Raw genomic sequence first — 12,567 nt, forward strand, 5'->3', positions numbered from 1 at the left:
AATGGACGGACGAGGGGATTCAAACAAAACCTCGTTCGTTTTTCATTTTGTTTTGAATCAGAAAGGAATCTTGAAACGGAACGAAAAAGAGGTTGATCACCGTCGTTCAGTGACCAACCTCTTATCTGTTAAAAAGATTGAAGTTATTTTTTCGGTGACATGACCGATACGCTCGAACCAAGAATCTTCGGAAGGCGTCCAGGTTTCTCTGTCGTTTCTTCAACTTCACCATATGCTGACACACCGTGTTCTGCGATATCGAGACCGACATCTTCTTGTTCTTCAGTGACACGGAGTCCGATTGTGACGTCGAGGAGTTTCAAGAAAGCGTAACTACCACCACCCGCGATGACCATTGCGATCAACACACCGAGTGTCTGAACGCCGAGCTGTGTCAATCCGCCGCCGTAGAAGAGTCCGGCAGAACCGATTCCTGTGATTTCAACGAGTCGAGGAGAAGCGAAGAAGCCAAGTGCGAGTGTACCGATGATTCCGGCCACCCCGTGTACCGAGAAGGCGCAAAGTGGATCATCCACATATTTCGCCATCAAGATGCTCGTTCCGTATGTTGCGACCGAGGCGATTGCACCGATGACGACGGCTGCCCATGGCTCCACGAATGCACATGCCGCTGTGATGGCGACGAGTGCCCCGAGAACACCGTTGACGATTGTCGGGATGTCCGCTGTTTTCCGATGGAGCATGACGATACCAAGGGCGCCAAGTGCACCGGCTGCTGTTGCAAGCATAGTAGTCAACGCCACGTAACCAAAGAATCCGTCAGCGACCGACATCGTCGAACCAGCATTGAAGCCGAACCAACAAAGCCAAAGCACGAGTCCACCTACGACTGTCAACACGTGGTTATGACCAGCGAGTGATTCCGTCTTACGACGTGGTTTTAGGATAATTGTCGCCATGAGAGCCGCCATCCCACCTTGAAGGTGAACGACTGCCGAACCTGCGAAGTCTTGCATCCCCATCGAACCAAGCATTCCGCCAGCCCACACTGAGCGTGCGACGATCGGGTAGAGGATGGCAACGAAGAAGATACCGAAGAGAACGTAGGCAGATAGCTTAGCCCGTTCCGCAAATCCACCCCACGCGATGGCGAGAGATACTGCAACGAATGATAACTGGAATAAGAATTTGATGTCGATTGAAACATTTGCCCACTCGAGGCTTGAGAACGATCCGTTTAAGAAGAACCCTTCTGTCCCGAACCAAGTTGTCCCGTCACCGAATGAGAGGCCGAATCCGACTGCCCAAAAAGCGAGTGCCGCCACAGAGAGGCTGATAATTTGTTTGACTGCGACGTGACCGGCGTTTTTCGCCCGGAGCGTCCCTGTCTCGAGTAATCCGAAACCTAATTGCATCGTCAATACGAGCAATGCAGCGATGAGTACATACAGCGTGTCCATATAAAAAAGAATATCTTCCATGTTCATGCCCTCCTTTTTCTTAGGTGCTTTTTAAAAGTTGACTTCAGTGTAAAACGAAAATTCCATGCTGGATTGCAATTTGTCAGATTATCTGACATAGTTTTTTTATTAAGGAGGGCGAGGACGAATGGACTATAAATCGAAGAAAGTAATCGGGATGGGCGTCGTGACTGAGTTGACGGGACTTTCTGAGCGTCAGGTCCGCTATTATGAAGAAAAAGGTCTCGTCTTTCCTGAACGCACGAAAGGCGGGTCACGTAAATATTCTTTCCATGATGTGGAGCGTTTAGTAGAAGTGGCGACCAAGTTAGAGGACGGTTGGCGAATCCAAGATATTAAAGAGCGCGAACGACGATTGTCGGCGAAGCAGCGTGATGATTTGATTCGCGGTCAGTTGAATTCTGCCTTCCGAACATTTCCGACAAAAAAATGACACAAAGAAAACACAATGAAAATGCTTCACATTAGCATAATTCTAATTAATTTCTGTATAATGTTTTTGAGTTCACAAACACGAGAATAAAGAGTGTAGGAGAAATTTAGAGGGGAATGACGCGACGTATGAACGATACTATTTTAAAAGCGTTTAAAGGAGAGGCGACAGATTATGTACCTGTCTGGTATATGCGCCAAGCCGGACGCTACCAACCGGAATATCGAGAGATTAAAAAGACGAGGTCACTATTCGAGATCACGCATGATCCTGAACTTTGTGCATATGTCACGGAACTTCCGGTGAAACAACTCGGAGTCGACGCGGCCATTCTTTATAAGGATATTATGACGCCACTTCCGTCAATGGGAGTCGATGTCGAGATTAAGAGCGGAATCGGGCCGGTGATTGACAATCCCTATCGTACAATGGAAGATGTGGAACGTTTAAAACCGTTAAACCCAGAAGATATCTCATACGTCTTCGACACGATCCGTTTACTTCGGGAACGATTAGAAGTACCGCTGATCGGCTTTTCAGGCGCACCGTTCACATTGGCAAGCTATATGATTGAAGGTGGTCCTTCACGGAACTACCATCGCACGAAAGCACTCATGTATGCAGAGCCAGACGTGTGGAATGCGTTGATGGAAAAACTCGGTGACATGGTCATCACCTATGCGAAGGCACAAGCGGATGCTGGCATCCAGGCGTTCCAACTGTTTGATTCATGGGTCGGGACACTCAGCCGTAAAGATTATGCGCGCTATATCAAACCAACCACGGAACGGATCTTCAAAGAATTGCGTTCGCTCGACATTCCACTCATCATGCATGGTGTCGGTGCGAGTCACCAAGTCGAAGAATGGCACGATCTTCCGCTTGACGTGGTCGGGCTTGACTGGCGCCTATCGGTACAAGAAGCGCGCGATCGTGGAATCACGAAAGCGGTTCAAGGAAACTTAGACCCGTCGTTCTTACTTGCACCATGGCCGGTCATCGAAGAGAAGGTAAAAGAAATTTTGGATGAAGGAATGAAGCAACCAGGATACGTCTTCAACTTGGGACATGGGGTGTTCCCAGAAGTCGATCCAGCCGTTCTCGTCAAATTGACGGCATTCATTCACGACTACTCACGCGAAAAAATGGGAGGCAACTGATCATGAAAACAGTCGGACTACTTGTCATGGCGTACGGCACACCGTACAAGCCGGAAGATATCGAACGTTACTATACGCACATTCGTTACGGACGCAAGCCATCACCGGAAGCGCTCCTTGATTTGACAGAACGCTATGAAGCGATTGGTGGTGTATCTCCACTCGCAAAAATCACGATCGATCAAGCGGAGACGCTTCGTGACATCTTGAATGAGCGTCATGCTGGTGAAATCGAGTTTAAACTGTATATCGGATTGAAACATATCGAGCCATTCGTTGAAGATGCGGTCGCGCAAATGGCGAACGACGGCATTAAAGAGGCGGTATCCGTTGTCTTGGCACCACATTACTCATCGTATAGCGTCAAATCATATAACGGTCGTGCCCACGAAGAAGCGGCGAAGTATGGCATCGAAATTCGTTCGGTCGACTCATGGTATGACGAACCGAAATTCATTAACTGGTGGGCGGAAGCAATCAAGGAAACGTTTGCGAACTTGCCTGTACCTGCTGAAAAAGCATGTCTGATTGTGTCGGCACATAGCCTTCCTGAAAAAATCTTGGCTGGGGGCGACCCGTATCCAGATCAATTGAAAGAAACAGCGGATAAAATTGCCCAAGCGACAGGCGTACCGAATGTTGAGGTCGGTTGGCAGTCAGAGGGGAACACGCCAGATCCTTGGATTGGGCCGGATGTTCAAGATTTGACGGCTGAACTTTATGAAAAGCATGGCTACGAGGCGTTTGTTTATACACCTGTTGGTTTTGTTGCAGATCATCTCGAAGTATTGTTCGACAACGATGTCGAATGTAAAGTCGTATGTGATCGCCTAGGCGTTCATTACGCACGTCCAGCAATGCCAAATGCAGAGCGAAGCTTCATCGAAGCCATCGCGGATCGAATGGAAAGCGTGATTGTACATCATGCGTAAATTCACGATTGTCGGTGGTGGGATCACAGGTCTCACCGCCGCTTTTTATGCAGAGCGTTATTTGCCGGATGACGTGACCATCACGTTGCTCGAGGCGACCGATCGCCTCGGTGGAAAGATTGATACGTATGAAACGGGCGAATTTGCGGTTGAACGTGGACCGGATTCGTACGTTTTTCGAAAGACTGCGATGACGGAATTAATTGAAGATGTCGGTTTAGGTGATGAACTCGTTCGCAATGGTGTCGGTCAGGCTTACGTCCTTCATCATGACGGACTTCATCCGATTCCAAAACAGACAGTGATGGGGATCCCGCTCGACGTCAATGCGTTTCGTGAGACGACATTACTTTCTGAAGAAGAGCACGAAGCGTTGAAACACATGTTGCTGACGCCACCTGATGTAGAAGTGCCAGACTCGGATGTCTCACTTGGTCTTTATCTTCGTGAACGTGTCGGAGACCCGATCGTCGACCGCTTGATTGAACCGTTGCTCTCTGGCATCTATGCCGGAGACATCGATCAAATGAGTGCGATGTCGACATTCCCACAGTTCATCGAGGGAGAAAAGAAATACGGGAACTTATATGAAGGGATGCGTCATCTACGTCCCGAACAACGAGTCGCGGAAGTCGGGGCGAAAAAAGTAGGTCAGTTCGCTTCATTGAAACGAGGACTCAAATCACTGACGGACCGTCTGGCCGAACGATTGGAACGGACGGAAATCGTATTGAACTGTTCCGTCGAGCAAGTGTCCGAGCGCGAGGACGGATACCGTCTCTTCACGAATCGTGGAGACATTGATACGGACCATCTTGTATTGACGGTCCCACCACGTCTCATTCGTCAGTTCCTCCCGAAAGTCGACAGTGACTTTTTGGCAGATATGAAACCACATGCGACGGCGACCTGTTCGCTAGTCTTCAAAAAAGAAGATATTGAACTTCCATTTGTCGGTACGGGATTCGTGACGAGTCAGGAAGCGAACGTGACGATTACGGCATGTACGTTCATCGACCAAAAATGGCCACATGCCGTACCAGAAGGATATCACGTCCTCCGTGTCTTTTTAGGCCGCCCTGGAGCGGATGACATCGTGGAGGCATCGGATGAAGAAATTATTGAGACGGCGCTGCATGACCTTCGTGGTCTCATGCATATCCACCGTGAACCCGTTCAAACGGTCGTTAGTCGTCTACGCGACGGCTTACCGCCTTATGCGGTCTTTCATGCCGATCGTGTCAAAGCACTCCGTGCCGAGATGAGCCGGGTATACCCAGGTGTCATTCTCGCCGGAATCGCCTATGATGGAATCGGGATGCCGGATTGCGTGAAGAGTGTACATGAACAAGTGAAGGCATTAAGTGAAAAAAATGAGATTTGATGAAGGGAGGGTTCGGATTGTTCCGAAGCCCTTTCTTTTTGTTATAGTTAGAAGCGAAAGAGAAAAAGGAGTGATGGAAGATGGCAACGTATAAACTTTTTGTATCAGACATGGACGGTACGATTTTGCACAACCACACCAAGATTGCGAATGAGACGGCAGAAATCGTTCGTGAAGCAGAAGCAGCAGGGATTCGCTTTGCGATTGCGACGGGGCGCAACTATGTCAATGCGAAACAAATTTTAGATGAGGTCGGACTCTCTTGCCCGATCGTATCGTCGAATGGGGGGCGCGTGCTCGACACTTCAGGAGAAGTCCTTCACGAAATCGATTTGACGATCGAAGAGGCGCAACAAGTCATCGACGTGCTTCATCAAGATGATAAGTATGCGGACGTCTTTTACGAAATGTATACGGAGGCGGGACTTGTCGCGAGCCGTGGTGATTTGATTGAAGCATCCATGAAAAATTTGAAAGCGAACGGTGACGATCGTTCGCTCGAAATGTATGAATTCTTCAAGAATCGCTATTACGTCAATGAGGACGTCAAAATTGTCGACGACATTGAAACCTTTATCCGGGAAGAGGCAGGGCGTGTCTATAAGTTCATCGCGTTCTCAAGTCATGTCGAGAAGATGAACGGGCTTTGGAAAGAAATCGAAGACCAAGTCGAAGGCGTGTACGTCACGTCTTCAGGGAATGACAACATCGAAGTGATGGCACACGGTGCAGATAAAGGGAACGGTGTGACAAAACTCGCTGAACACTATGGCATCGATTTATCCGAAGTTGTCGTCATCGGCGATAACTTGAACGACGTACCGATGTTCAAAGTGGCCGGCAAAGGGATTGCGATGGGGAACAGCCATGAGGACTTGATCGCCATCAGCGACCATGTCACAGAGCGCCATGATGAATACGGTGTGGCGAACGCATTGAAGCGCGTGATGACAGGTGAGTGGAAGTAAAAGATTTGTCGAGCGCTCGTCTCGTTTCGTATAATACGAGTAACGAACATTCGACTAGGAGGAAATAAACTTTGAAATTTATTTTTAATCCGGATATCCGCGACCCGAAGATCAACTTGGCGGTTGAAGAGTATATCCTTAAACATTTAAACGTAGACCATGAAGATTACTTCCTGTTCTATATTAACGGTCCGTCCATCATCATTGGGAAGAACCAAAACACATCAGAAGAAGTCAACTTGAAGTACATCGAAGAGAATGGCATCGATGTCGTTCGACGTCTCTCTGGTGGGGGTGCGGTCTATCATGATGAAGGAAACTTGAATTTTAGCTTCATCACGAAAGATGATGGCAACTCCTTCAACAACTATAAGAAATTCACGCAACCGATTGTGGATGCGCTTCGTAACCTCGGTGTCGAGGCAGAAATGACAGGTCGTAACGACATCCAGGTCGGAGAACGTAAAATCAGTGGGAACGCTCAATTCACGACGCGTGGACGCATGTTCAGCCACGGGACGCTCATGTTCAATTCGAACATTGAAGAGGTCGTGAACTCGCTTAACGTCTCGGAAGAGAAAATGCGTTCAAAAGGAATCAAGTCAGTGCGTAGCCGTGTGGCAAACATCACTGAATTTTTAGAGCGTGAGATGGAGATGGAACATTTCGTCGAGGCGTTGCTTCATTCGATTTATGACGGAGAACAGCCGGAGCGTTATGTGCTCCGTGACGAGGACTGGGAAATTGTCCATGATATCTCAAAAGAACGCTATGCGAACTGGGATTGGAACTTTGGAAAATCTCCGAAGTTTGACGTCGAGTCGAAACGTCGTTTCCCAATCGGGACAATCGACGTTCGCTTGAACGTCAACAAAGGGACGATCACAGAAGCGAAGATTTACGGTGATTTCTTCGGTGTCGGTGACATCCAAGACGTCGAGCAAGCGCTCGTTGGGACGCGTTTTGAACGTGCTGCCATCCGCGAGCAATTGATGCAACTCGATTTGAAACATTACTTCGGAAATGTCGAGCTCGAGGAATTAGTCGATTTAATCAGTTAAGATAGTGAGGACGATCTCTGCGGAGGTCGTCTTTTTTGGCAGTTTCGTGAACGTTGAACGTACGGATTGCACCTCAATGGGAGAAGGCGTATTATAATTTGTGCAAGCGCTTTCGTAGAGGCTGATGAAAAATAGGAGGAATCACTATGTATCGAAGGCTCAGTGATTGGATGGATCCGAGTCGGATGTGGGTGACGGAACAATCGACGTTTGAACGGGCTGTTAAGGCGATTGGACTAGAGTTAGAACGGAAAAAGATTGTCGATTCTTCATTTACGCGAGTCGTTCTCGATCAAGAAACAATCATGCCGTCGGGCGTAAGTGATGTGGCCGAGCCGATTGCGGTCATTGATGTTCCCATCTCCATAGCGAAGCAAGATGGCATTTCCCTTCTTCATTTGTTGAACCCATGTGAAGTAAGAACGATTACGGGAGAATCGATTTATGCGAAAGTCATGTTATTGATTACGGCTACGACAGAAATGAAAAAACAAACGTATCATAAATTGATTGATGATTTGCTTATGGATGATGAAGCGCTTCAGGCACTTGTGCAGATACAAAGTCGTGCCGGACTATTCCATTTGCAGACGAACTTTTTGGAAGCGTTTTCTTATTGAAACATTTCATGTACAATAGAAGTAATTGAAAAGGGCGCGGGCAACGTGCTCTTTTTTATGGCTCAAAAGTGAATCATCATTCATTTAAAGGGGGATTACCATGGCAAACTTAGTCAAGTCACTACAAGAAGTAGTGGCCACTCACCCGCAGAAAGCAGCGTACGTGTTTGGGGAAGACACGGTGAGTTACGGACAGTTTTATGGGCAAATCAAGGCGATGGCATCGACACTTGAACAAAAAGGGATCGGACAAGGCGATCATGTCGCTCTCGTACTCGGTAACAGTCCTGCGTTCTTGATTGCATACTTTGCCGTCTTGTCACGTGGAGGGGTCGTCATTCCGATCAACCCTACATACACGCCAGATGAAATGGCCTACATTCTTCTCGATGGGGACGTCAAAGGAATCGTTGGGTTGTCACCGCTCGTCGCACAGGCGGAGGCGGCACTCTCGAAATTGCCACAATTGAAACTCGTGATTTCTGTTCCATATGCTGATGTTCCGGCGTTGAAACGTGATGGCGAAATAGAATTCATCCCATTCGCAGAAGCGTTTGCTGAATCAGAAGGGACATTGATCGAAGTGGACGAAGATGAAGTCGCCGTCATCCTCTATACGAGTGGGACGACCGGGAAGCCGAAGGGCGCATTATTGACGCACCAGAACCTGTTCTCAAATGCGCATTCCATCGGGGAGTATTTGGACATCACACCAGAGGATAAAGCGTTAGCGGCATTGCCGATGTTCCACGTCTTCTGTTTGACGGTCATTGTGAATGCACCACTCCTTCGTGGGGCGACGATTGTCATCTTACCGAAATTTTCACCACAGGACGTGTTTGACTTAGTACCGAAACATCGTGTGACGTTCTTTGCAGGAGTGCCGACGATGTATAACTTCTTGCTTCAGACCGCGATGAAAGTGCCGGCGTATACGTCTGCGTTGAAACACGTTCGTGTATTTGTTTCGGGAGGGGCAAGTTTGCCCGTTCAATTGCTTGAGTCGTTTGAAAAAACATTTGAGTGTAAAATTCTAGAGGGGTACGGCTTGTCTGAGGCATCACCGGTTACTTGCTTTAACCCACTTCATGGGGAGCGCAAAGCTGGGTCGATCGGCCCTTCAATCGTTCATGTCGAAAACAAAGTCGTCGACGAGCTTGGGGAAGAAGTCGGCGTCGGTGAAGTCGGGGAATTGATCGTACGAGGACCGAACGTCATGAAAGGATATTACAAATTACCGGAAGAGACGATGATAACACTTCGGGACGGATGGCTCTATACGGGTGACTTGGCGCGCCGTGACGAGGATGGTTACTTTTATATTGTCGATCGGAAAAAAGACATGGTCATCGTTGGAGGCTATAACGTATACCCTCGTGAGGTAGAAGAGGTCCTCTACCAACATCCTGAAATCGTAGAAGCCGCAGTTATCGGTGTGCCGGACGCGGAACAAGGGGAAGCGGTAAAGGCATTCGTCGTCACGAAACATGAAGGGGTGACGAAGGAGGATATCCTTGCCTATACAAAAACGAAGTTAGCAAAATATAAACAACCGACCTACATCGAAATAATCGAAGAGCTTCCACGAAATACGACCGGTAAGATTTTACGAACGGTCTTGAAGAGCGAAGCATTCCAAAATAGTTGAGTAGAGAAGGGCGACCTCGTGTCGCTCTTTTATATTCTTTTTATTTGACACTGTTACGGGGTAGGGGTATATTGATGGTGAGGTGATCAACATGGATGAATTTTTACATGACCAACCACTCGTTCCGCGTGATGATGCCGAACGGGAGGCACTCGGGAAACGTCTAAAACGAATCGAAGGACAAGTTCGGGGGATTCAAAAGATGGTCGAGAACGACCGCTATTGTGTCGATATTTTGACACAGACGTCAGCTATTCAGGCCGCTCTGAAACAAGTCGAGATGCAACTGTTAGAACGTCATATGCGCAAGTGTTTGGTTCATGCAAGCGAGACGGAAAACATGGAACCTTACATTGATGAATTGATGACGATTGTCAGCCGCATCAAAAAATAAGGAGGGATGTCATGAAAACCGTTGAGTTATCCATACAAGGCATGACCTGTGCGGCTTGTTCGGCACGAATTGAAAAAGTGTTGAACAAGATGGACGGAGTGGAAGCGACGGTGAACCTTCCGCTCGAGACGGCAACGATTCGTGTCGATGAAGGCATTACAGAAGAAGAGCTGATCGCGAGGATCGAAAAAATCGGATATGGAGCCGAGCCGAAAGTAGAGATGGCACCGCCGCATGATCTGCGCCCATTGCAACGGAAAGTCATCATCTCTGCACTGTTGTCGGCACCATTACTCCTCGTCATGTTGACGCATATACCTGGACTCGGATTTCATGCGCCATGGCTGATGAACCCATGGTGGCAATTCGCTCTAGCAACACCCGTCCAGTTTTGGATTGGGGCGCAGTTTTATCAAGGGGCCTATAAGAGCTTGAAGAGCGGCTCGGCCAATATGGATGTGCTCGTCGCGACGGGGACATCGGCCGCATACTTTTATTCTATTTTTGAAATGATTGTGCACCCGATGAATCCGCATCTCTACTTTGAGACGAGTGCCGTCCTCATCACACTCGTCTTACTCGGGAAATGGTTAGAAGGACGAGCGAAAGAGAAGACGACCGATGCGTTAAAATCACTCTTATCGCTTCAGGCGAAAGAGGCCATCCTTTTTGTCGACGGTGAAGAACGGTCTGTCGCTGTCGAACTCGTCAAAGCAGGAGACGTCCTCGTCGTCCGTCCGGGAGAAAAGATTCCGGTCGATGGACGAATCATTGAGGGAGAGACAGTCATCGATGAGTCGATGTTGACAGGAGAATCGATTCCAGCCGAGAAAACAATCGATGCTGAAGTCGTCGGCGGAACGATCAACCAGTCCCACCTCATCCTAATGAGAGCAGAACGAGTCGGGAAAGAGACGATGCTCGCTCAAATCGTACGTGTCGTCGAACAGGCACAAACGGATAAGGCGCCGATTCAACGTCAGGCTGACCGCATCTCGGGCGTCTTCGTGCCGATTGTCGTAGCCATCAGTGCCATCACATTCGCGGTCTGGGCGTTCCTTTTAAATGATATCGATACGGCCATTCGAGCATCGATTGCCGTACTTGTCATCGCTTGTCCGTGTGCTCTCGGTTTGGCAACGCCGACATCGATTATGGTCGGAACGGGACGAGCGGCCGAACAAGGTGTGTTGTTCAAAGGTGGCGGGCAACTCGAATCACTCAATGAATCAAACATCGTTGTTTTTGATAAGACAGGGACATTGACGAACGGGACACCGGAAGTGGTGGAAACGTTCGGAGATGAAACGATGCTCCGCCGTGCCGTCATGGCAGAACGCCAATCGACGCATCCTTTGGCAGCTGCCATCGGTCGGGAAGTCGGCGACGGTGTCGTGACAAAAGTGGAAGAGTTGGCCGGACGAGGAGTCAAAGCGGTCGTTGATGGGAAAGAACTCATCATCGGGTCTGTTCGAATGATGGAAGAGCTCGGATACAAATTGCCAGATTGGTCGATGCGGGCGATGACCCCGGTCTACGTTGCGGATGAGAGCGGGATTGTCGCGGCGTTCGGGCTACAAGATCAATTGAAACCGAAAAGTCGTGAAGTCGTGCAAGCCCTTAGTCAAACGCGTGACGTGTACGTCTTGACGGGTGATCGGAAAGAAGTCGCCTACGCGATTGCCGACGAACTGGGCATCCCTCATCATCAAGTGATTGCCGAAGTCCTTCCAGTTGAAAAGGCGGACCAAATTGAACGCTTGAAGCAATCAGGTCGCGTCGCCATGGTAGGGGACGGCATGAACGATGCCCCGGCTCTTGCGGTGGCGGACGTCGGGATCGCATTCGGAAGTGGTACGGATGTCGCGCTCGAGGCGGCAGATGTTACAATTGTAGGGCAAGACATTGAAGGCGTGAGTCGAGCGATGAATATGAGCCGGTTGACGATGAAGAACATTCGTCAAAACTTGTTCTGGGCCCTTGCCTATAATAGTCTTGGCATCCCGGTCGCTGCAGCGGGGTTACTTGCCCCTTGGATTGCTGGAGCGGCGATGGCGTTCAGTTCAGTATCTGTCGTCTTGAACGCATTACGATTAAAAACACAAGGAGGATCATCATCATGAAAGAAACAACGTTAACAGTAGAAGGTATGACATGCAATCACTGCAAAGCTGCCGTTGAGGGGGCATTGAATGAATTGAACGGTGTCGAATCAGCGACGGTATCGCTTCAAGAGCATCGAGTCGACGTAATTCATCAAGATTCTGTCTCACTTGAAGCGATGGTGGAGGCAGTCGAAGAGCAAGGATACGATGTAAAAGCATAACGATGCATAAGTCCCGAGTGAAATCGGGACTTCAGCTTGTTGACAAATAACATGTTCGAACTCGTCCTTCCGGCGCCCACGCTTTCCGCAGGCAATCCCGGAGCCGCATCGCGACCTAGGTCGCTGCTGGGTCTCCGTCGGATTGCTTTCCTGCAGGGGTCGGGGCGCCGTCGGGCGAGCAACGCAAACGGTCGTCATC

General features: G+C 49.0%; 12 protein-coding genes. 11 read left to right on the top strand and 1 reads right to left on the bottom strand.

The annotated features are described in order from the left end of the window. Window positions 1–143 precede the first annotated feature (143 nt). A complete protein-coding gene (locus tag KNO66_RS00295; protein ID WP_251127394.1) occupies window positions 144–1,448 on the bottom strand; it encodes an ammonium transporter in 1,305 nt (434 codons plus the stop codon). 121 nt (window positions 1,449–1,569) lie between these two features. Here KNO66_RS00295 and KNO66_RS00300 point away from each other — a divergent pair, with 121 nt between their 5' ends. The 11 genes from KNO66_RS00300 (at window position 1,570) to copZ (ending at window position 12,368) form a co-directional block, all read left to right on the top strand. Next, complete coding sequence (locus KNO66_RS00300; protein WP_074032630.1) at window positions 1,570–1,875, top strand: MerR family transcriptional regulator; 306 nt, start codon at window positions 1,570–1,572, stop codon at window positions 1,873–1,875. A gap of 116 nt (window positions 1,876–1,991) precedes the next feature. Then, window positions 1,992–3,035 carry a uroporphyrinogen decarboxylase gene (hemE, locus tag KNO66_RS00305; RefSeq protein ID WP_214739345.1) on the top strand — a complete coding sequence of 348 codons (1,044 nt, stop codon included), beginning with the start codon at window positions 1,992–1,994 and terminating at the stop codon, window positions 3,033–3,035. A 2-nt stretch (window positions 3,036–3,037) separates the two neighbouring features. Continuing rightward, a complete protein-coding gene (gene hemH, locus KNO66_RS00310) occupies window positions 3,038–3,967 on the top strand; it encodes a ferrochelatase (protein ID WP_214739347.1) in 930 nt (309 codons plus the stop codon). Beyond that, a complete protein-coding gene (gene hemG / locus KNO66_RS00315; RefSeq protein ID WP_214739349.1) occupies window positions 3,960–5,351 on the top strand; it encodes a protoporphyrinogen oxidase in 1,392 nt (463 codons plus the stop codon). The genes hemH and hemG overlap by 8 nt, the downstream gene beginning before the upstream one ends. An 80-nt stretch (window positions 5,352–5,431) precedes the next feature. Further along, the gene (locus KNO66_RS00320; RefSeq protein WP_214739351.1) at window positions 5,432–6,319 is read left to right on the top strand and encodes a Cof-type HAD-IIB family hydrolase; all 888 of its coding nucleotides are present in this window, start codon (window positions 5,432–5,434) and stop codon (window positions 6,317–6,319) included. 71 nt (window positions 6,320–6,390) lie between these two features. After that, entirely contained in the window at window positions 6,391–7,380 is a 990-nt protein-coding gene (gene lplA, locus KNO66_RS00325) for a lipoate--protein ligase (protein WP_214739353.1), read from the top strand. Window positions 7,381–7,526: 146 nt separating this feature from the next. Then, window positions 7,527–8,000: a PTS sugar transporter subunit IIA gene (locus KNO66_RS00330; protein WP_214739355.1), complete on the top strand. Its 474-nt coding sequence runs from the start codon at window positions 7,527–7,529 to the stop codon at window positions 7,998–8,000. Window positions 8,001–8,100: 100 nt separating this feature from the next. Then, complete coding sequence (locus KNO66_RS00335) at window positions 8,101–9,648, top strand: long-chain-fatty-acid--CoA ligase (RefSeq protein ID WP_214739357.1); 1,548 nt, start codon at window positions 8,101–8,103, stop codon at window positions 9,646–9,648. A gap of 91 nt (window positions 9,649–9,739) precedes the next feature. Then, the gene (locus KNO66_RS00340) at window positions 9,740–10,042 is read left to right on the top strand and encodes a metal-sensitive transcriptional regulator (protein ID WP_214739359.1); all 303 of its coding nucleotides are present in this window, start codon (window positions 9,740–9,742) and stop codon (window positions 10,040–10,042) included. A gap of 11 nt (window positions 10,043–10,053) precedes the next feature. Next, window positions 10,054–12,165, top strand: a complete 2,112-nt coding sequence (locus tag KNO66_RS00345) for a heavy metal translocating P-type ATPase (RefSeq protein WP_214739361.1) — start codon at window positions 10,054–10,056, stop codon at window positions 12,163–12,165. Further along, window positions 12,162–12,368, top strand: coding sequence for a copper chaperone CopZ (copZ, locus tag KNO66_RS00350; protein ID WP_015880952.1), 207 nt, complete (start codon window positions 12,162–12,164; stop codon window positions 12,366–12,368). Before KNO66_RS00345 ends, copZ begins: the two co-directional genes overlap by 4 nt. The last annotated feature ends 199 nt before the right edge of the window (window positions 12,369–12,567 follow it).

This window comes from Exiguobacterium sp. s48 (assembly GCF_018617395.1).
Lineage (GTDB): Bacteria > Bacillota > Bacilli > Exiguobacteriales > Exiguobacteriaceae > Exiguobacterium.